We start from the raw sequence: 20557 nt of genomic DNA, 5'->3' as shown, positions 1-20557 counted from the left end.
GTTGGTTTTACGCGTTCATTCCCGTTTAAGGCGTTTCTGGAACACTGTGGCAACACGGGGCAGCGCAGTTATTCATGCCTTGTTTATGGATAGTTGATTTGAAGGAAAAGGCAATGACACAAAAAATTCTCACACTGGCATTGGGTGCCCTGTTGATGTCTGGCTGCGGCTGGTTTGGGGGAGATGAAAAGGCGGCAATGGAGCAAGCGTGGCTCGCGCGCAATGCCGAGCTTCAGCAAGCGATTGAGCAAATTCGCGCCGAGGGGCTGGACGCTGTAGTGATGAGCGCCGAGGCGGGTTCTGTAGCGGCCTGTGTGGCCAATAAACTTGCCGACGATCCTCTGGGTGAGCTGGTCAAGGTGGAAGGGGCGCTGGTGGAGTCGGCCAGGGTGGCGGAGCTGCTGGTCAATGTGCAGTCGATGATGGAGCAGGAATTTGACCTGCAAAATGCGGCGGCCCTATTGCAGCAGGGCGCCGATGTGGCGGCCTATGCCAAGACCTTGATTGAACAGGAGGGGCTGGAAGGCGCCTCGCAAACATTGGCGCGTATGGCGAGCGAGGCTCAGGCCTTTGCCGGTCAGGATCTGGGGCAACACTTCAAGACCCTGATTGGCAGCTGCGAAACAGCGGCAGGGACCTGACCTAATCAGCCAAACCGGTGTAAGGCGCGCTACTGCGGCCCAACATCAATTCACGTTGGCGGGAATTCTGTCCGCCAGCGCTCTGGAATTTAAGCTGGCCTTATTTGCTGCTTCAGCCCGTTTCAACGCTGCTTTTTTGATAGCCATGGGGCAACGTCCGCATGCGGCAGGTTCAAGCTGCTGAATACTTTCATAAAGACGGCCGAGATCCGGAATATTAATCAGCCCCCTCGACTCTTCAATCATGCCTTCGCTGTTCATCTTTTTGATCAGCCTGGAGAAGGTTTCCGGCTGAATCGATAACCGTGACGCCAGGGTTCGTTTGGGCACATCCAGAGTCAGCATGCCGCTGTTATCCCCGGAAGGTTTGCTGTGCCGGAGCAAAAACATCAGCAGGCGGTTCTCGGCGTTTTGCAGCGACAGGTTTTCAATCTCCTGAATATCCTTGTGCAGGCGCATACTCATGGCAGCCATCACGGCAATGCAGGCATCCGGGCTCTGCTTGAGAATAGCAAGGTAGGCCTCGGCATCAAAACTCACCAGCTCGCAGGCCTGTACCGCCTGGGCCGACACCGGATAAAAGGGTTCCTGATTGAAAATCAGCGCTTCGGCGAACGAATGATTTGGCCGCACTACCTCCAGTACCTTGAGCTGGCCCTGGGCGCTGGTGATATAGAGTTGCAGGTTACCTTTGAGCACCAGATAGAAACGTTTGGCCGGGTCCTGGCGATGAAACAGGTGTTCCTGGGGCGACAAACTGATGCGACCGGCTCCCGCCAGCAACTGTTCCAATTGCCTCGGTTCGAGGGGCGAGAAAAGATGGTGCTGGTGAATAATCTGACTGGTGTGGATGTCGGTGATCATGCTGCCCCCCGGCTCGGTTACTGAAGGGCAGACTAAGTCACATTTCTATTCAAATCATTGATCTGGATCGCCTTTGATGGATAAGGCTGAGATCAGTGATGATGCTCATGGCCCGAGGCTATCATTTCACCCTGCCCAGCTATTACAGGCGCTTCTATCCGTGCGGTTTCTCCGTTATCAAAGTGCAGTGTCAGTGCGACTTGTTCCCCGGCCGCCGGGGGCGCCTGCATGTCCAGCAGCATGCCGTGATACCCCATGGGGGCAAGTTTGACCATGGCGTGGGCGGCCACCTCAATCCGCTCAACGCGCTGCATTTTCATCATCTCCCCCTGCTGAATACTCTGGTGCAGCTCAATCCGCCCCAGAGGCGTTTCTATGGCGGTGAGGGCAATATCTTTTTCGCTGCCATTGTGCAGCGACAGATACACAGGCACGGCTCTGGCATTGGGGGGCATGGCCCTGACCCAGGCATCGTGGACCATGAGTTCCCCCGCGAAGGTCGTGGCCGAATTGACCAACGCCAGCAGCAGGGCAGGTTTGAGGAGCAGTTTGAGGCTGAATGTCATCTTGTTTTCCTTTCATGTAGCTGATTTGGCGTCACTGTCTGATTAACTTTTGGCTTGAGGATTAAGCAGGGAGGATATATCCGCCTGCATCTCGTCCAGGGGCGTGCCAGTGTAGAAGAAGCCCCGCACCCGGCCTTCGGGGTCGAGAACAAAAATCTTGGCGGTGTGGGAATAGAGATAGCCTTTGCCGGAACTGCCCTGGCGTTCGAGGCTGAGCTTTTTGTACTCGGTCGTCACCTTATCGTCGGCGAGTTTGCTGTAATCGGCGTGATACATGGCGGCCACTTCATCGATTTTGGCCCGCTCGTCCACCAGACCAATAAAGCTGGGGTCGAAGTAGCTCAGGTATTTATTGAGGTGTTTTGGGGTGTCGTAATCGCTGTCGATGCTGACAAAAAGCACCTGGATACGGGCGCGTTCTTCTGCCGGCATTTTTTGCATCAACTGACTGATATGGGCCATGGTGGTTGGGCAAATATCGGCGCAGTTAGTGTAGCCAAAAAACATCATCACCACCTTGCCGCGAAAGTCGCTGAGGTTGACCTGAGTCCCTTTGCTGCTTTGCATGCTGAAGTCGCCGCCAATGCCCTTGAGTACCGGCATCTGTGCCTGAACCTGGGCACCGGCGCACGCCAGCAGCAAAGCCAGCATGGATAAAGATTTGCCGAGGAAGGTCGCTGCTTGTGGGCGCTTGGTTATCATAAGGCTCTCCTGGGTTCAGCACCGGATTTCGGCGCCAAGGTCGGTTACTGGCGGGAGAAAACGCTCCCGATACGCAGAAATCACTGCCTGTCCATTGGTCACAACCAGCGTCATATCGACCTGAATTTGGGACAGTTCTTCTTCGCCGCGGGCGTTTTGTGCCCGCCACTGGTATTCAAAACTCACCCGGTATTCCCCGGGCTCAGCGCTGGATTGCAGTATCAGATTTTTGATTTCCCGCCTGCTGGACTGATGTTGCAGGCTCGCAAGGTAACCGAGGTAATCCGCTGCGTTGTCTATGCCCTTTTCCGGGGCCATAAAGCTGGCGTCTCGGCTAAAAGGAGGCAGTCCCATCGGGTAAGGCGTGTCCGGTGAGTCCAGCTGAGCCGTCCAGCGATAAATCAGTGCCCGGATAAGGTTGCTATCGGCCGAGGGGCGAAAGCGGGAGTCGAAGTCATCCTGTTCATGGGCTTCGGTAGTGAGCGCTGTCAGTGCCAGGGCCGCATCAAAGTGCATGGTGACTTCGAGGTAGTGTCCCCGGGTCATGTCGCCGGGTGATGGAGGCAAAAACTCCAGGGACACTGAAGCCCGTAACGGCGAGCCACTGTTCGCTTGTGGCTCGGCGGTTGGTATTGGTGTGTCAGAATGCAGCGGGGTAATGGCCAGTATGTGGTGGGCGCCGCCCTGTGTGCCCTGATACTCAGGGAGAGTGAACGGCAGCTTGTGTCCCTTGCCGGACTCAAACAGGGTGCCTGAGTCCAGCGTGCCATACCACTGATACACAGCGGCTTCCAAACGGTAGTCTTTAAGTGGCTCACCGGCATGAAGCGGCAGACTCAGTGCCCACAAAAAGGCACATCGCCATGCCAGCCGAATTTGCCATGGCACCCTAATCCGGCGTGCCCGGAACCCTTTGGCGAGGGGGGAACTGCCCATATCAGACTCCTTAACCGGGCCTTGCGGCCCGGCGTGGCAGGGTGCAGACGACTGAGGTTCACATGTTGGCGTTTACACCCTGGTATTCACAACTTGCTCTGTCAGCGCTCAGGCTCAGACGATGGCACTGGGCTTTCTCACCTGTACCATCAGGTTGTCATCCCACTCACCGTCCACCTTGATGTGGGCGGCAGCCCCTTTCATGATGGCCTCAATCAGGTTGTGGTTAACGTAGGCGTGCAGCCCCGGCTGACGGAAGGTGTAGAGCGCCGCAGCGGCGCTGCCCCCTGCCACCATCCAGGTTTCCAGATCCCGTTGTGGCCGGTCGGCGAAGGAGCCCGCTGCCCACACATAGTCACCATGGCCGCCGATGATATGGGGGCGGGTGTCACGGTTGGCCTGGGAGTGGATAAAGAGCACAGACTCTCCCACTTTGGCTGGCATGGCGTGCTTGCCTGTGAGGGCGCCTACGCCGCCGTTGAACACTATGTGGGAAGGCAGCAGTGTCTTCATGGTGGTGAGCACTTCTTCCATGCTTTCCATCAGTTGGTTGTAACGCTTGTAGTTACCCTGTGCGTCTTTGGGTACATAGAAGTCGGCTTCGCCAATGTAGTAGGCGCGGTCGTAGTGGAGCGGATTGCCATCACCGTCGCTCAGGCCTTCCCGTGGCAGCACCATGATGGCGCCGTGCATCCCCATGGCCACGTGCCAGGGGATCATGATGCCGCCCGGGGCACAGTGATACACAAAGGTACCTGCCTTGGTGGCTTTGAAGCGGAAAGTGACCTCCTGCCCGGGGGCTACCAGGGTCAGCTCGCCGCCGCCCAGCGCACCGGTGGCAGAGTGCAGGTCGATATTGTGGGACAGCACATTGGTCTTGGGATTAACCAGAGTCAGCTCAACGTAGTCATGCTGGTGGCACACGATGAGTGGCCCGGGGACGCTGCCGTTGAAGGCACATACCCAGGCAAACACGCCATTTTCCAGCTCGATTTGCTTCTCTTCTACTTCGAGGCGCACTTCAATGACCTTGGGTTTGCCACTGGCAACCTGATCATGTTTGGGCACCATTGGCGGGGGCACCAGTTCTTGCTTTACCCGCTCAAGTTGATCGGCGGTGTAGTTGGCCATGCGATCGCTTTTGGTCTTGTTGCCCGCAGTGGTGGCATTGGCCTGGCTGGTCATCAGTCCGGAAGCGAGCCCCAGACCCACCAGACCTGCGCCCACAGATCCGCCCAGAAATTGTCTGCGGTTGGTGTCCACGCCATGTTCGATAGATTGCTGTTCGTTTTTCATGCCAAACTCCATGGTTGTGATATCGCGTGATTGTTTTTATGGCCTCCCAGAGAGGAGGCGCCTTGTGTTGATAATCCTTTTCTGGTGTCTAAATTATCGCCATGGGCGAAAAAGCAATTGATGAAAGTCAACTGACGAAAAAAACTTTCCGTTAACGTCAAATGAACAGATAACTCACTGAGGAAGGGCGAGAAAATACTTCTCATTAAAGGCTGTTAATTTAGATGGAGAGCCTGCGGCCGCTCTGCTATCTTTGCAGTGTTTTCAACCTTTTCCGGCCAGCCACAAGGAGCATGATGCCGCGTTCGCCGAGCAGCCAGTATCTGGCGATAGAAAGCCTGAGTCGTTATGCCCGGGAAGAGCGTGAATCCGCACTCGGGATTATCCGCAATGTGCTGCAGATGTCAGACATAGCACCGGGACGATTCAATGCCGCTATGCAGGCCGTGGCCATGCATGGACGAATCGCCTTGCACTTTCATCCTGACAGGTTCGACTCCCGTGGTCTGATGGTGGCCGAAGGTCTGTTGCAGGACGGTCGCTACCGTTGTCAGTTTGAAACCCATATCTCGTCCGGTCTGTTATCACCTGAGATTGGTGGTGCCCGCGATCACTGGGAGCGGCAATTTTTCCGTGAGCTGACCGCTGACATAGCTGCCCGCCCCAAATACGGAGCCCTGGATTTACTGCTTGCCCCCAATGGCCCGGCGCCGCGTTTTGGCAGCTGCTATTTTCTGACCAAGCCGGAGGTGCTGGCTCGGGCAACCTTTTGTTTTAATGATTCTTACCGCAATCCCCGGGACAAGGGCACCGCCGATGCCTTTGAGATGGTAATGGCGGCCTTGCTGACTGAAAGTTTCGAGCGCCGTTATGCCCTGGGAGAGCATGGCCTGGCGCCGGCCAAACTGGTGGAAAGGTTGGTCTCGACCCTGGGTGAAGACATAGCCCTCAGGTTTGAGCGTGGTTTGTCGGGCAATCTGGATCACTATATCGAGGCGCAGATCCACGGGCCGCTTTCGCTGGCTGAAGACATGGAAGCTCTGGTGGCCGACCCCAGTTTCAGAGGCACAGAGATTGAACCTGTGCTGCGCGCGATTGCAGAGCGTTATCAGATAGCCCTTTACTGGCATTCGGGCCTCTGTCTGGATGTGGAACATGTAGTGCGGGATTTTCGCGGTGCAGGCATGCCGTCACTGGCGCAGCGGCTCGCCATCGATGGCAATGTCACCGCCTATGCCATCGGTGTTGCGGCCCGTGAAGTCAGCCGATTCCCAACCCGCTGGCGCGCCCGGGGTCATAAAGCCGAGGTAATGAGCGAGCTTAAATGGCTCTGGCACCTGCTGGTGCGTTACGGCGCAGCGCGGGAAGAGCGCGAGCCATCGTTTATGCATGATGACTCGGTGCCGCTGCAGGAAAACCTTCACGCCGAGCCCGGGCCTGGCAATGAGGCTACCTGTGACAAAGGGGCATTCACTGCAGATGGCTCTGAGGCATCGGTAACCGTACAGGGGGCTCACGCCAGTGATGCGGCTGCTACAGACAAAGTCAAAGACAATTCAGTGAGCTGAATGCCTGCCCCTGATGGAAAATCATTTCCCTGCCAGTGCTCAAAAGCCACCGGCAACCTGCCACATCAGGGGTTGGCTTAACCCAGACTTAAGCGTTTTTTTGATCCAGCGCAAATTCTGTGAATCCCTTAACAAATCCATCGACTTGGGTTTCCTCCTCGTGCAAACACTGAGATACTGCCTCCCTGCCGTAATTCCCGGCCCCGGTCAAGGGGCGTTGGCGCAGGATATACATGGACAAATCCCTCGAAAAACAACTCGCCCTCTGGCTTAAATCCCGCAAGGCTGCCTGTGGTCCTTTTCTGCTGCTGAGCGTTGCCCTGGGGCTGCTCGCCGGTTTGTTACTCATAGGTCAGGCCTGGTTGCTGGCCCGTATGCTGAGCGCCGTGGTGATGCAGGGCGAAACCATTTCAGCCGTCGGGGCTGAGATAAGCGCCCTGCTGGGGCTTATTATTGCCAGGGCGATTGTGGCCTGGGGCCGTGAGCGGGTCAGCTTTGAAGCGGGGCGCCGCCTTAGAACCGAGCTTAGAGGCGAAGTGCTAAACCGTCTTTCAGCACTGGGACCTGCCTTTATCAAGGGTAAACCTCTTGGCAGCTGGGGCGCCGTGGTGCTCGAGCAAATCGAAGACCTGCACGACTTTTACGCCCGTTATCTGCCGCAGCTGTCGCTGGCGGCCATGATCCCTTTGGTTATTCTCGCCTGTGTTTTTCCGCTGAATTGGGCCGCCGGGCTGATTTTGCTGGGGACAGCACCACTCATTCCCCTCTTTATGATCCTGGTTGGTATGGGCGCCGCTGATGCCAACCGTAAGCATTTTGCGGCCCTCTCAAGGTTGTCAGGGCACTTTATGGACAGGCTAAGAGGCATAGTTACCCTGCGGCTCTTCGACCGGGCCGAAGCGGAAGGGCGGGCCATCGAAAAGGCCTCCGATGAATTTCGAAGCCGCACCATGGCAGTGCTGCGCATGGCATTTTTAAGCTCGGCGGTACTGGAGTTTTTTGCCGCCGTCAGCCTTGCTTTGGTGGCGGTTTATTTCGGTTTCAGCTATCTGGGGCACCTGGATTTTGGCCATTACGGCCAAAGTATCAGCCTCTTTACCGGCCTTTTTGTGCTGATGTTGGCGCCTGAGTTTTATCAGCCCCTCAGAGACATGGGCACCCACTACCACGCCAAGGCGCAGGCGGTGGCCGCCGCCGAGGCACTGTCTGAGCTGCTGGCTATCGATATCGATAAACAGCAAGGCAAGGAGCCCCTTCCCGGCAGCCTCGATATCGAAGCTAGGGATGTATGCATCTACAGCCATCAGGGGGCACTGCTGGCAGGGCCGCTGTCATTCAGTCTCAAACAAGGGGAGCGCCTCGCCATCGTTGGTCCATCCGGGGCGGGTAAAAGCAGTCTGTTGCATGCACTGCTCGGCTTTTTGCCCTTCAAGGGGGAGCTGACGGTGGGCGGCATACCTTTTACCGAGCTGGATATGGCCCAGTGGCGGGGCGCAGTGGCCTGGCTTGGGCAGGAACCACATCTCTTCCACGGCAGCCTTCGCGACAATATTGCCATGGGCAGGGAGCTTGGCGATGAGCAAATCCATGAACTGCTCGCCAAAGCGCAGATAGCGGATTTTGTGGCCGGGTCGGCCGATGGCCTGTCATATGCCATCGCCGAAGGTGGAGGCGGCGTATCTGTGGGGCAAGCCCAGCGACTGGCGCTGGCACGAGCCCTGGCAGGTCAGCCCAACATCTTCCTGCTGGATGAACCCGGCGCCAGTCTGGATGTGGACAGTGAACGCAAGGTGATGGAGAGCATTATGCGGGAGAGTGAGGGGCTGAGCCTGGTGATGGTCAGCCATCGCCTGGAAGCGCTGACCCAGCTCGACCGTGTACTGGTGATGGATGGCGGCACCATTGTGGAGTCGGGAACCGCGACTGAGCTTGCCAACGCCAACGGCCTTTTTGCCGAGCTCTTGTCTGAGTCGGGGCTTGCGAGCAGCCTGGACACCCCGGCTTTTGACGGGGAGGTAAGGCCATGAACTTGATTAAACTTTTTTTACCTCTGCTTCGCCGCCAATGGCTGATGATGTTTACCGGTTTGTTACTGGCCTTTATCACCCTGGTGGCCGGAATCGGCCTGTTGTCGCTGTCTGGCTGGTTTTTGTCTGCTACTGCGGTTGCGGGGCTGAGCCTTGCCACGGCGCAGGCCTTTAACTTTTTTACGCCGGCAGGCGGGGTGCGGTTTTTGTCCATTGCCCGCACCGCGAGCCGTTATGGTGAGCGCCTTGCCACCCACGAAGCCACCTTCAGACTGCTGACCGAGCTCAGGGTCAAGGTGTGGCGGGCACTGATGCCGCTGGCGGACAAGGATTTGGCGGGGCTTAGGCAGTCTGAACTCCTTAACCGTTTGGTCGCTGACATCGATACCCTGGATCACCTGTATCTGCGCCTGCTGGTGCCTATGGGGGCCTTCGTTGCTGTGCTGCTGGCGTTGTTTGCCTTTATCGGATGGTTTGACACGCGCCTCGCCATACTGCTTTGTGGTGGTTTGTTGTTGGCGCTTTGCTGTATTCCCCTCAGTTTTTATCTGCTTGGGCGCAGCAGCGCCGTGGCGGTTGTGAACCAAAAGCGCCGCTACCGGGTGCAGTCCCTGGAGTTTTTGGGGGGCTTAGCAGAACTGTGGTTGTTTGGTGCGCTGGATAAGTATCGCCAGGACCTGGACCTTACCGAGCAGCAATGGCAGCGTTCGCAGCGCACCATGGCCAGCCTGCAGGGGCTATCGCAGGCAGTGCTGGTGCTGGTACATGGCGTGCTCATCCTGCTGATGTTGGTCATGGCATCCGGCGGCGTTGGCGACAGGGTGCCTCCCGGGCCATTGGCGGCCATGGTGCTGTTTGCCAGCCTGGCTGTGATGGAAATGCTGATGCCCCTTGCTGGGGCATTCAGTCAGCTGGCGGGGTGTCTTGCCGCGGGCGACAGAGTCAATGACATTATCGACAAGCAAAGCGATATCATGTTTGGCGAGAAAGCGCAGCTGCCTGCCGGGGATATCTATTTCGAAGATATCGAGTTTGGTTACCAATCCCGGCATCCGGTGCTGTCACAGTTTTCGCTGCATATTCGACAGGGGAGCAGGGTGGCTGTGCTCGGCAAAACAGGGGTGGGGAAATCCAGTCTCTTTACCCTGTTGACCCGGGGCTACAACCCTGACTCGGGGCGTATTCGGGTGGGAGAGACAGACATTCAGGAGGTCACGGAAAAAGCCCTGCGCTCCGCCATCACTGTGGTGAGCCAGCGGGTGCATCTCTTTGCCGGTACCCTCAAAGACAACCTGGCAATGGCCTGTGAAACACCGCCCACCGATGCGGCACTGGTACAGGTGCTGGAGCGGGTGGGGTTGGGTTATTTGACCCAAAGCGACGATGGATTAAAGCTGTGGATTGGCGAAGGTGGACGCTTGCTCTCAGGCGGTGAGATCCGCCGCATCGGCATTGCCCGCGCGCTCTTGAAAGACAGCCCCATTTTACTGCTGGACGAACCCACCGAAGGGCTCGATAGGCGCACTGAACGGCAAATGCTGGCGCTGCTGTTTGAGCATGCCAAAGACAAAACTCTGGTGATGATTAGCCACAGACTGACTGCCATGACGGAGATGGATGCTATCCATATTCTGGAAAATGGCCGGGTGCGTGCCAGTGGCAGCCACGAGGTCCTGGTGGCGCAGCATCCCGAGTACCGGGCACTGTCACTCTGTCGTGAGTAAACCAGCAAACTAAAAAACAGGGCCATTTGGCCCTGTTTTATCTTTGAACCTGGCGTTTAGTACCAGGCGCTGCCGGACTGGCCTGGCTAACCCAGGCGTTTGGAAAACTCCAAATAGCGCATGACTTCTTCTTCCCTGAACATAAGCTCTTCGCCTTCACCCACGTTGGTCAGCAGGTGTTCCCTGGCATAGCGTTTGATGGTGACGGCAGATTTATCGAGCAGCTTGGCAACTTCGTCCAGTGTCAGCAGTTTATCGCTCATTGGGCTGTTCCTCTGATGGCGGTCTTAATCGGGGTTAATCAAGTATAGCCAATGACGCCGCCGTGCAAGGGGTACAAAAAAGCCGGGCAAGAGCCCGGCTTTTGATGGCAGTCGACTATCAGTCGGCGTCGCCCAGAGACAGCAATGTCGCATTACCACCGATGGCGGTAATGTTGTTGGTGCGGGTTTTCTCGGTCACAAAACGGGTCAGGTAGTGTGGACCGCCGGCTTTTGGACCTGTGCCGGACAGGCCCTGACCACCGAATGGCTGCACGCCAACCACGGCGCCGATTTGGTTACGGTTGATATACACGTTACCCACGTTCACCTTGTCGGCCACTTCCAGGGCATGGCCCTCGTTGCGGCTGTGGATGCCCAGGGTCAGACCGAAACCGGTAGAGTTGATGTCATCGATAACCTTCTGCAGGTCGGCAGCCTTGTAACGCACCACGTGCAGGATAGGACCGAAGTTTTCTTTGGTCAGTACCTTGATGGAGTCGATTTCCACCGCGGTTGGCGCCACGAAGTGACCATTTTCGGTACCTTCCGGCAGGCTCAGTTGGTGAATAGGACGACCCACCTGCTTGATATGGTCGATGTGGGCATTCAGATTGGCCTTGGCGGCGGCATCAATCACAGGGCCCACGTCGGTTTTCACCGAACCTGGGTTACCCAGAGTCAGTTCATCCATGGCACCCTTGAGCACGTCCAGTACGCGCTCGGCGATGTCTTCCTGCAAATAGAGCACCCGCAGGGCGGAGCAGCGCTGACCGGCGCTGGTAAAGGCGGAGGACACCACATCGTTTACCACCTGCTCAGGCTGGCTGGTGGAATCCACCACCATGGCGTTCTGACCACCGGTTTCGGCAATCAGCGGGATGATGGCGCCATCACGACCCGCCAGGGCACGGTTGATGACCTTGGCAGTGGTGGTAGAACCGGTAAAGCACACGCCACCGATACGCTCATCAGAGGTCAGTTTGGCACCCACAAGGGCACCAGTGCCCGGCAGGAATTGCAGTACGTCTTTTGGAATACCGGCTTCATGGGCCAGCTGCACGGCGCGGAAACCAATCAGGCAGGTTTGCTCGGCTGGCTTGGCAATGACAGTGTTACCGGTTGCCAGTGCAGCGGCTACCTGACCGAGGAAGATGGCCAGTGGGAAGTTCCATGGGCTGATACACACAAACACACCACGACCCTGCAGGAACAGCTCGTTCAGCTCGCCTGTTGGGCCTGGCAGCAGCTCGGGCTTGCTCATCATCTTCTTGGCCTGAACCGCATAGTAGCGGCAGAAGTCCACGGCTTCGCGCACTTCGTCGATACCGTCCTGGATGCTCTTACCGGCTTCGCGGGTACACAGGGCAATCAGCTCTTCGCGGTTTTCTTCCAGCAGATCCGCCAGCTTTTGCAGGGCATTGGCGCGGGTCTCAACGGGGGTACGGCACCAGCTGGCAAATGCCTTGTCGGCACCGACAATGGCCTGTTCGATGGCCGTTTCGCTTGCGAAGGCAACCTGACCCACTTTCAGGGTGGTGTTGTAGGGGCTGACCACGTCACGCACTTCACCCGACAGGGTCTCACCGTTGACCAGCGGGCCTGCGCTCCACTGGGTGTCCTTGAATTTCTCCAGCGCCGCGAAGAATGGCTCGGATTCGGAAATGATGTTCATATTGAGTCCCTTGGAATTTTTACGCTCAGCACCGAAGATATCGGCGGGCTTTACTATTTTGTTGTTTGCCAGGGTCTTGTAGCCTTGCAGGGTTTTCAGCGGATGGGTTACCAGCGACTCAATGGGCGTCTTGGGATCCACCAGTTTGTGTACAAATGAGGTGTTGGCACCGTTTTCCAGCAGACGACGCACCAGATAAGGCAGCAGATCTTTATGAGCGCCAATCGGGGCGTAGATGCGCACTGTGGGTACGGCCGCTTCTGCCAGCACAGTGTCATAGAGTTCCTGACCCATGCCGTGCAGGCGCTGGAATTCAAACTTGCGATCGCCCACCATGGCGGTGATGGCAGCGACAGTCTGGGCGTTGTGGCTGGCAAACTGCGGATAAATGACGCCGCGGGTCGCTTCAGACAGCAGGTAACGGGCACAGGCAAGGTATGACACATCGGTGGCAGCCTTGCGGGTAAACAGCGGATAGCCCGCTTCACCGGCCTGTTGGGCCCACTTGAGCTCGCTGTCCCAATAGGCGCCTTTCACCAGACGCAGTGGGATTTCATCGCCCTGTTCTTTGGCAAGGCGGGTCAGCCACATCAGCACTGGCAGGGCGCGCTTGGAGTAAGCCTGCACCACAATACCCAGCAAACCCCAACCCTTGGCGGCGTCAGACTGATACAGCTTCTTGAAGAGTTTCAGAGACAGCTCGAGACGGTCCACTTCTTCGGCATCAATCTGAATACCCACGTTAAGACGACGGGCCAGTTCGATAAGTTTGATCAGGGTGCCATACAGCTCGGTCATTACCCTGTCTTCATTGGCCACTTCGTAACGTGGGTGCAGGGCAGAGAGCTTGATGGAAATGGTGGGACGCGGGGCTTCGCTCTCATCGAACTTGGCCGTACCCAGTGCCTGAATGGCATTGGCGTAATCGCGATAATACTTGTCGGCATCCTTCATGGTCAGGGCAGCCTCGCCCAGCATGTCGTAGGAGTGGGTGTAACCCAGCTTGCGCTTCTCGGCGGCGTTTTTCAGGCCTTCTTCGATGGTGCGACCCAGTACGAACTGCTTGCCCATGATTTTCATGGCGGCGTACATGGCCTGACGGATAACAGGCTCACCCAGACGGTTTACCAGACGGCTCAGCAGATTGCTCGGGGTACCGTCGAGGTTCTTGTCGAGTTGGACGATTTTGCCTGTCAGCATCAAGCCCCAGGTGGAGGCGTTTACCAGCACAGAGTCACTCTTGGACATGTGCTCATCCCACTTGGCACCGGACAGCTTGTCGGCAATCAGGGCGTCGGCGGTTTCGGCATCGGGAATACGCAGCAGGGCCTCGGCCAGGCACATGAGGATAATGCCTTCCTGGGTTTCCAGGGAGTACTGCTGCAGGAAGGCATCGATGCCCACCATTAAACCTTTCTTCTCGTATTGGCGAACCTTGGCCACCAGATCGTGGGCACGGCTGGTGATGCGCGCGATTTCTTCGTCGCTCGACGGAACCAGCGCAATCAGTTCTTTGAGGTAGGCTTCCTCATCAACGATGTAGTTTTGACTGATCAGACTGAACAATTCGTCGAGATTGGCGTTGTCGTAACGACCTGCCAGTACTTCACTCGCTTTGAACATAGTTATCTTTCCATCTGGGCCGGTTAAGGGGGTATCGGGCACGCTCGCTTGGGGTGGCCGACGCTCCGGCGGACGCCTTTATTTCATTTTGTATACAATTTGACGTCTCGGGCGCGCAAATTATACATGCAAAATGTGATCGGCGACACTGGATGGGGGAGGAATGTGAATATTGTTTGATTTAGATTGGGACAAGCGTGCGTAACGCCCAATTGACAAGGCCCGGGCGTTTTAAATCGACCGGGCCCTGATGATTTTCAACGGTGAATTTGACGGTTAATTCATCCAGCGGCCGGCGCGTTTACGCTGGGGTCTGGGCAGGTAAACCAGAATGACACCCACCAGAATACCGAGGGCGGCAATCAGGCCTCCCTCTTGCCACAGGCGGAAACGCTCATTGTTCTTCAGGGACTGCATCTCAGATTCGGCTTGTTCTCTGGCGGCTTCGGCACTGTTCTTGTCTGCAGTGGCCGTTCTTACCAGTTCATCGGCCTTGGCAAGCTGCTCGCGCAGGCCGCGGATGGTGCCATCGGCATCCTTGAATTCTTCCCGCACGGCAGCCAGTTCGGCGCGATTGTCTTCCAGCGCTTGCTGAGCTTCTTCGAGCTGCTGCTTCAGGCTCTTGCCGCTGCTGAGCGCGTCGGTGCGAACCCAGCCCTCGCGGCCACGATGATCGACAATTTCTGAAAAGTCACCTGAGGTTTTACCGGTGAAAGACACCTGGGTGCCGGCATTGATGCTGCCCAGAATGCGGAACTCGTTGCCCGGGCCGTTATGCAGGTAGATGTAGATGTCGTCGGAAATATAGCGCGGCAGATTTTCAGCCATCAGGGCCGGGGAGAGGAGCAGGGCTCCGGCAAGAAACAAGGGTCTGAACACAGATTACATCCCATCAGCAAAAGTGTGCCACCATGCTAGGGATTTGGCGGCGCCAATGCAAGAGGGAAGTCTCGCGACTTCCCTCTTGTTTTTGGCTTGTTGTCAGTGGTTTAAGCTGTTTATTTGCTTATCCGCCGAATACACCCCAGATAATGTAGAAGAAGATGATGGACAAGCCGGCACCGGCAGGCAGGGTAACTACCCAACTGACAACGATGTTACGTACCACGCCGATGTTAATGGCGGCGATACCACGGGCCATGCCCACACCCAATACTGCACCCACCAGAGTCTGGGTGGTAGAGATTGGCAAACCTGTACCTGAGGCGATAACCACGGTAGACGCGGCAGCCAGCTCGGCAGCGAAGCCGCGGCTTGGGGTCAGGTGAGTGATGTTTTTACCGATTGTTTGCATCACGCGCTTACCGAAAATCGCCAGACCAAACACGATACCGAAGGCGCCCAGAGGCAAAATCCACCATACCAGTGCAGACTTGGCAGCAATCTCACCACCGCTGTTTACCACAGATACTACGGCAGCCAGAGGGCCAATGGCGTTGGCTACGTCGTTTGAGCCGTGGGCAAAGGCCATACAACAGGCTGAAACCACCATCAGCACGGCAAACACTTTTTCCACGTTGGCAAACTGAGTGTGACGGTCAGCTTTTTCAGCCATTTTCAGGCGGCCGATAAACATTTTACCTACGATGGCAACGGCGATACCGATAGCGATGGCCAGTGCGTAAGCTTCCAGGGCTGAGAAGTGCAGACCTACGTGCTTCAAGCCCTTCTTGATGGTCACCAGTGACATCACAAAACCGGCCAGTGCCATGTAAAACGGCACGTAACGCTTGGCGTTTTCCAGTGGATTGTCGGTGTTGAAAATCAGCTTCTGGGCACTCTGGAAAATCAGGAAGGCGATAAAGCCGGAGATGGCGGGGGTCACAATCCAGGAACCCACGATACCAGTCACTTTACCCCAGGCCACGGCGTCAGAGCCTACACCTACAGCGGCGAAGCCGATGATGGCGCCCACGATAGAGTGAGTAGTAGACACGGGCCAGCCCAGAGCAGAAGCCACCACCAACCAAATACCGGCGGCCAGCAAGGCTGAGATCATACCGTATACCAATAGGTGCGGTACTTCGGTAAAGTAGCCGGCATCGATAATGCCGTTGCGTATGGTACTGGTTACTTCACCACCGGCCAGATAAGCACCGGCAAATTCGAAAATCATCGCAATGATGATCGCCTGTTTGATGGTAATGGCATTGGAGCCAACTGAGGTTCCCATGGCGTTGGCTACGTCATTGGCGCCAATACCCCAGGCCATCAGGAAACCGAATGCGGCCGCGATGGCAATCAGCCACGGGCCATAGGTGACAAATATATCAACCATTTTTTATAACCTTCGTTATACGCGAGCCAACATCAGCTCAAGGCGGGAACCGACACGCTCTGAGAGATCGGCCAAGTCGCCAACCCACTCGATGATCTTATAAAGGAACATCACATCAACGGCGCTCATGCCTTCTTCAACGGCATAAAGACCGCGGCGTACGGTGATTTGCAGTGCGTCAGTGTCTTCTTCGATGGCATCGAGCTCACTGACCATTTTTTCTACCAGGGCGACTTCACGACCACGGAAACCGGCTTCAAGCAGTTCGTCGAGTTCGTTGATAGCTTCTTTGGCCATGGCCACAGCGTCCAGACAACGCTTGAGGTAAGCCATAAAAGGTTCCTGGATAGGTGCAGGAATGACGAGGTTTCGGCCTATGATGCGGCCGGAGATGTCTTTTGTTTTATTGGCAATCTTATCTTGCTGGGTCAAAAGCTCCAGCAGGTCAGTCCGTTCCACAGGCATGAACAAACCGCCAGGCAGGGTCAAACGGATTTCACGCTTGAGGGCGTCCGCTTCTTTTTCTGCTTTGTTGATTTGTTTGCGAAGCTCTGTGGCTGTATCCCAATCTCCTGAAGTAGTGGCTTCGAAGAAAGGGATGAGGAAGTTGGCGCACTCGTGCACTTTATCGATGTGCTCTTGCAGCGGCTTGATTGGCGATTTTGCAAACACGCCCAAAATGGAGTTTACTGGCATAGCCGTTTACCTATGTAGGTTATTCCACTATTGGAAATTGCGGGCGCATGGTAACCCAAGCGTCCACGTATTGAAACTGTGTTTTTACCTAAAAAACGCAAGTCTTTATACTATCGGGTTATAACCTAACCCACGGCGCGCATCATACTGAAGAATTGTGACAACAGTATGACATTATGACGCTTAGGTGTCAGTTTGATGAATTTTTGATGAACTCCAGGGCCCTTTTCAATGGAAGCCGAGATAGAACTCAAGCTTTTTTTCCTTCCCGAATATAAAGATAGCCTCATCCAGGCACTCAATAACAGATTTTCGCACAGTATCCGCGACGATGCTCAGTTGAGCAACGGATACTTTGATACCCCCGACATGCAATTGCGCCAGTGGGATATGGGCCTCAGGGTACGTGGCCGCAATGGCAAGCGCGAGCAAACTATCAAGACCGCCGGCAAGGTCGTCGGCGGTATTCATACCCGGCCCGAATATAACGTCGATATCGAGGCAGATACACCGGAACTGTCGCTGTTTCCGACGCATATTTGGCCACAAGGCGCAGACTTGAAAGCTACCCAGACGCGCTTGGCCTGTATTTTCAATACCGATTTCAGGCGTCTCACCTGGTTGGTGGAAGAGGGGAAAACTCGTATCGAAATCGCTCTGGATCAGGGGCTGATTTGCGCTGCGGGTAAGGAAGAGCCCCTGTGTGAACTCGAATTTGAACTCATGGCCGGCGAGCCGATGGCTCTCCTCGAGTTGGCTTCAGAGCTCGCCAACACCATCCCGTTGCGGCTGGGCAAGGCCAGTAAGGCGCAACGTGGCTACCGACTCGCGGGAATGGCATCCAAGGCGGCCCCTCAGGCGCTGGAAACTATTCCGATTGCCCCTGCTGCCAGCGCCGAGGAGGCCCTGACCACCTTACTTGAAACCGCCCTTGAGCGTTGGCAGTTGTTGGAAGATTTGCTGTGGCAATCTGTGGCCGATCCCAACGGCAGTGCCTCGCTTTGGTTAAGAATGCGCACCTGCATTGGGCTGCTCGAAGCCAGCTGCCGACAGTTTAATCTGTTAACGCCAGAGCTTGAGGCAGCCTTCAACGACATTCGTCAGGCCATGGGGTTTGTGGACGAACTCATTGCACTCACCTTTATTGCTGAAAACCGGGATTCGTTGCTGGGGCGGCGCAAAGATGCACTGCATTGGCAGCAGGAGGCGCAGGCACGCCTTGGCGCTCAGGTATCGACCGAACGACTGCAAGCGCTTTGGCGCATGCCCGCATACGGCCAGGTGCAGTTGGCACTGGTTCGACTGCTGATGTTACCAAAGCCCGTGGCTGAAAAAGGTCTTCGTCAGGTGGCCGATGCACTGCAGGAGGCGTCCTGGGAGACGATTCAGGGGTTGATGCCGGAGCCCGCTGCCCAAGGCGCAAACGCCCGCGATTTTTTACGTTTGGGCAGTGCTCTGGATGAAGCGCTGCTGGTGGGACTTGCCTATGGAGAGCTGTACAGCAGCGATGCCAGGCGTCAGTACCGTGCGCCATGGCAAGACCTTCGCCGCGGCATAGATACCCTGAGAGCCTACCTGTTGCTGGGTGAGCTGGCAGGCCCAGCGGCAGAGATGCAAGAGTGGCTCGACGATAAGTCCTTAAGCCTGATGCATGCACTGGAGCAGAGCCATCGCTCGGCACTGGCCCAACCGCCATATTGGCAGAGCTGAAAGCCACAACATTGCTCTTTGCCTTAATGTCCCGACAAGGCGGGTGGCTTGTCTCAAGCACACCCATAAAAAACGCCCGAACTAGTCGGGCGTTTTTTATGGGTAGCCGTAGCAGGGTATGGACAAAGATTCATTGCTCGGTTGTGTTGCCGTTGTCTGTGCTTTCCTTGGGTGCTGCCGCATCCCTGGCTTCTTTAAGTGCGTGTTTCAGAGCGGCCATTTCCCTCAGCATGGTGGCCTGGTTATCTTCCATGCGTTTGAGCGCAGCATCCAACTCATGGCGAATATTTTCAGCCTGGGCTTCCTGGCGCTCTTCGTCGTCCGGCGCCACAAATACCGACGCCATATAACCCGAGATAATACCAAAAAAGCTCACACCGCAGACGATGACCATGGAGCCAACTATGTGCCCTGCGGTAGTAACAGGGTAATGATCGCCATACCCCACGGTAGAGATAGTCACCATGGCCCACCAGATGGCCTGCTCGGCGGTGAGTATGTTGGACCCCTCAGCTGGAGACTCCACCAGTAAAATAGCCACTGAAGACAGGGTCAGAATAGTCACCAGCGCCACCAAAAGGCTCGCCAGCGTTGCCTGACGTCTTTGCCTGAGGACCTGAGCCAAAAGGGAGCGGCTCATACGGATAAGACGGATAACCCGCAGAATTTGAAACAGACGGGCGAATCTGAGGGTTTCGATGGCCGGAATGCTGGCGACAAAGTCAATCCAGTGGTCCCGAATGAAGTGCCATTTATTGGCAGCTTTGAAAAGCCCTGTAAAAAAGTGCACCAGGAAGATGGTGCAAATGCTGGTGTCGATAAAAAACAGCAGTCGATAGGTTTCGGCATCGAGGCGACCAAAGGTCATCACCAGAACCACGATAACCGCCAGCAATGACAATAACATCATCGCCAGCTCTATCGGCTGTGGGCTTTTTATGCGCTTGACGTGCACATTTGTATGTTCTGGCATCTGACTCCCCCAAGTCCTGGATTTGGCTGTAACTCAGTCTTCAGAAACAAAATTGACCAGGTCTTCCAGTACCCGCTTTTTAATTTCAAGCTGACTGTCTGCACTCAATCCGTATTTTTCGGCCAGGCGAACATAGTCGTCAGGGCTCAGTGATACAGTGAGCCTGGGGCGGGTTGGCCGCTTGGCCACCGGCAGCCCCAGGATGGAGCGAATTTGATCCGATGGGCTGCGATTGGCATCCAGTGCGGCTTTGCGGATCTGGTACTGAAACTTTTCATCCAAATCGAAGGCAACCTGAGTCGCCTTGGCGGCCTTTTGGTTTTGCAGCCAGGTTTCCGGCAGCGGGTGTTTGGTCTTGGTCATGATGGGGTTCCTGGCCAGTACTCTCGAATAATCCCAAGGGGCTTTGTCAGGCCGACAAGCACGTCTGTCTCTCCACCTTCGTACACTTCCACTTCCACCGAATAAGTTTCGCTCGTATCTTCCAGCAGATAGCGCTCAAAGGGTTCACCCGTGGCGCCATTGGCATCCTGAGGCGGTTTCAGGCCACGGTAGTCTTCACGATGGAAATAGCCGAACTGGGCGAACACCACTTCATGGTATTGATTTGCAACCCATTGCTCAAGATGGGATGGGACCTGCTGCGTCGAGAGACTAGCTTTGCAATCTTCTTCAAAAATGTCGCTGAAGGCATCCAGGTCAAACAGGGTTTCCACGTCGCTGCGCTGTATCTTCAGGCTGAAGCACAGCGCTGGCTCATCGTCATCCACCAGGCTTATGTAGAGAGTATCGCCACCGGCCCCTTTGAGCTGCCATTCGGTTTCCTGACTGCGCTCAAACTCATAGGTATTGACCGCAATCACTTCCAACGACTGGCCGCGCAGTTGCTGCGGCAGGCCAAAGTCATTGTCCAGGCTGATAATGTCGCCTTTTTTCAGCTCTTTGGGGTGCTTGATGACTCTGGGAGGAACGGACTTGTCACCGAAGAGGCTTTTAAAAAAACTCATGTCAGAGCTCC

At 56.0% G+C, this 20557-nt stretch carries 18 protein-coding genes; 5 read left to right on the top strand and 13 right to left on the bottom strand.

What is annotated here, in order from left to right; translation table 11 throughout:
* Positions 1-113: 113 nt before the first annotated feature.
* The gene (locus K0H63_RS14910; protein ID WP_220065356.1) at positions 114-641 is read left to right on the top strand and encodes a hypothetical protein; all 528 of its coding nucleotides are present in this window, start codon (positions 114-116) and stop codon (positions 639-641) included.
* 45 nt (positions 642-686) lie between these two features.
* On the opposite strand, the gene K0H63_RS14905 is transcribed toward K0H63_RS14910, so the two are convergent.
* From K0H63_RS14905 to nirK, 5 genes are all read right to left on the bottom strand, one after another.
* On the bottom strand, positions 687-1505 hold the full coding sequence (locus K0H63_RS14905; protein WP_220065355.1) for a Crp/Fnr family transcriptional regulator: 819 nt from the start codon (positions 1503-1505) through the stop codon (positions 687-689).
* Positions 1506-1597: 92 nt separating this feature from the next.
* The gene (locus tag K0H63_RS14900) at positions 1598-2071 is read right to left on the bottom strand and encodes a copper chaperone PCu(A)C (RefSeq protein WP_220065354.1); all 474 of its coding nucleotides are present in this window, start codon (positions 2069-2071) and stop codon (positions 1598-1600) included.
* 42 nt (positions 2072-2113) lie between these two features.
* Positions 2114-2773, bottom strand: coding sequence for an SCO family protein (locus tag K0H63_RS14895; protein WP_220065353.1), 660 nt, complete (start codon positions 2771-2773; stop codon positions 2114-2116).
* 15 nt (positions 2774-2788) lie between these two features.
* Entirely contained in the window at positions 2789-3709 is a 921-nt protein-coding gene (locus tag K0H63_RS14890) for a hypothetical protein (RefSeq protein ID WP_220065352.1), read from the bottom strand.
* Between the two features lie 114 nt (positions 3710-3823).
* Complete coding sequence (gene nirK / locus K0H63_RS14885) at positions 3824-5005, bottom strand: copper-containing nitrite reductase (protein ID WP_220065351.1); 1182 nt, start codon at positions 5003-5005, stop codon at positions 3824-3826.
* Positions 5006-5301: 296 nt separating this feature from the next.
* Between nirK and K0H63_RS14880 the strand changes: the two genes are divergently transcribed.
* The 3 genes from K0H63_RS14880 to cydC all read left to right on the top strand — a co-directional run bounded on the left by K0H63_RS14880 (position 5302) and on the right by cydC (position 10324).
* Positions 5302-6573, top strand: a complete 1272-nt coding sequence (locus K0H63_RS14880; protein ID WP_220065350.1) for a DUF3626 domain-containing protein — start codon at positions 5302-5304, stop codon at positions 6571-6573.
* 233 nt (positions 6574-6806) lie between these two features.
* Positions 6807-8600 carry a heme ABC transporter permease/ATP-binding protein CydD gene (cydD, locus tag K0H63_RS14875; RefSeq protein ID WP_220065349.1) on the top strand — a complete coding sequence of 598 codons (1794 nt, stop codon included), beginning with the start codon at positions 6807-6809 and terminating at the stop codon, positions 8598-8600.
* Positions 8597-10324: a heme ABC transporter ATP-binding protein/permease CydC gene (cydC, locus tag K0H63_RS14870; protein WP_220065348.1), complete on the top strand. Its 1728-nt coding sequence runs from the start codon at positions 8597-8599 to the stop codon at positions 10322-10324. Before cydD ends, cydC begins: the two co-directional genes overlap by 4 nt.
* 86 nt (positions 10325-10410) lie before the next feature.
* On the opposite strand, the gene K0H63_RS14865 is transcribed toward cydC, so the two are convergent.
* The 5 genes from K0H63_RS14865 to K0H63_RS14845 all read right to left on the bottom strand — a co-directional run bounded on the left by K0H63_RS14865 (position 10411) and on the right by K0H63_RS14845 (position 16856).
* Positions 10411-10587 carry a helix-turn-helix domain-containing protein gene (locus K0H63_RS14865; RefSeq protein WP_011760785.1) on the bottom strand — a complete coding sequence of 59 codons (177 nt, stop codon included), beginning with the start codon at positions 10585-10587 and terminating at the stop codon, positions 10411-10413.
* Positions 10588-10705: 118 nt separating this feature from the next.
* Positions 10706-13882 (bottom strand): bifunctional proline dehydrogenase/L-glutamate gamma-semialdehyde dehydrogenase PutA, encoded by a 3177-nt coding sequence (putA, locus tag K0H63_RS14860; protein WP_220065347.1) that lies wholly within the window; start codon positions 13880-13882, stop codon positions 10706-10708.
* A 276-nt stretch (positions 13883-14158) separates the two neighbouring features.
* Positions 14159-14761 carry a TIGR04211 family SH3 domain-containing protein gene (locus tag K0H63_RS14855; protein ID WP_220065346.1) on the bottom strand — a complete coding sequence of 201 codons (603 nt, stop codon included), beginning with the start codon at positions 14759-14761 and terminating at the stop codon, positions 14159-14161.
* Between the two features lie 127 nt (positions 14762-14888).
* Positions 14889-16160, bottom strand: a complete 1272-nt coding sequence (locus K0H63_RS14850) for an inorganic phosphate transporter (protein WP_220065345.1) — start codon at positions 16158-16160, stop codon at positions 14889-14891.
* A gap of 15 nt (positions 16161-16175) precedes the next feature.
* Positions 16176-16856 carry a TIGR00153 family protein gene (locus tag K0H63_RS14845; protein WP_220065344.1) on the bottom strand — a complete coding sequence of 227 codons (681 nt, stop codon included), beginning with the start codon at positions 16854-16856 and terminating at the stop codon, positions 16176-16178.
* A 231-nt stretch (positions 16857-17087) separates the two neighbouring features.
* On the opposite strand from K0H63_RS14845, the gene K0H63_RS14840 reads away from it, so the two are divergent.
* Positions 17088-18566 carry a CYTH domain-containing protein gene (locus K0H63_RS14840; RefSeq protein ID WP_220065343.1) on the top strand — a complete coding sequence of 493 codons (1479 nt, stop codon included), beginning with the start codon at positions 17088-17090 and terminating at the stop codon, positions 18564-18566.
* A 130-nt stretch (positions 18567-18696) separates the two neighbouring features.
* Here the strand turns inward: K0H63_RS14840 and K0H63_RS14835 are convergent, their stop codons facing one another.
* From K0H63_RS14835 to K0H63_RS14825, 3 genes are read right to left on the bottom strand one after another with little or no spacing between them, the layout of a single operon-like run.
* Positions 18697-19539, bottom strand: coding sequence for an ion transporter (locus tag K0H63_RS14835; protein ID WP_220065342.1), 843 nt, complete (start codon positions 19537-19539; stop codon positions 18697-18699).
* Between the two features lie 33 nt (positions 19540-19572).
* On the bottom strand, positions 19573-19902 hold the full coding sequence (locus K0H63_RS14830) for a hypothetical protein (protein ID WP_220065341.1): 330 nt from the start codon (positions 19900-19902) through the stop codon (positions 19573-19575).
* Complete coding sequence (locus K0H63_RS14825) at positions 19899-20546, bottom strand: hypothetical protein (RefSeq protein WP_220065340.1); 648 nt, start codon at positions 20544-20546, stop codon at positions 19899-19901. Before K0H63_RS14825 ends, K0H63_RS14830 begins: the two co-directional genes overlap by 4 nt.
* Between the last annotated feature and the right edge of the window lie 11 nt (positions 20547-20557).

This window comes from Shewanella zhangzhouensis (assembly GCF_019457615.1).
Taxonomy (GTDB): Bacteria; Pseudomonadota; Gammaproteobacteria; order Enterobacterales; family Shewanellaceae; genus Shewanella; species Shewanella zhangzhouensis.
This window is presented reverse-complemented; position numbering and strand designations above follow the sequence as displayed.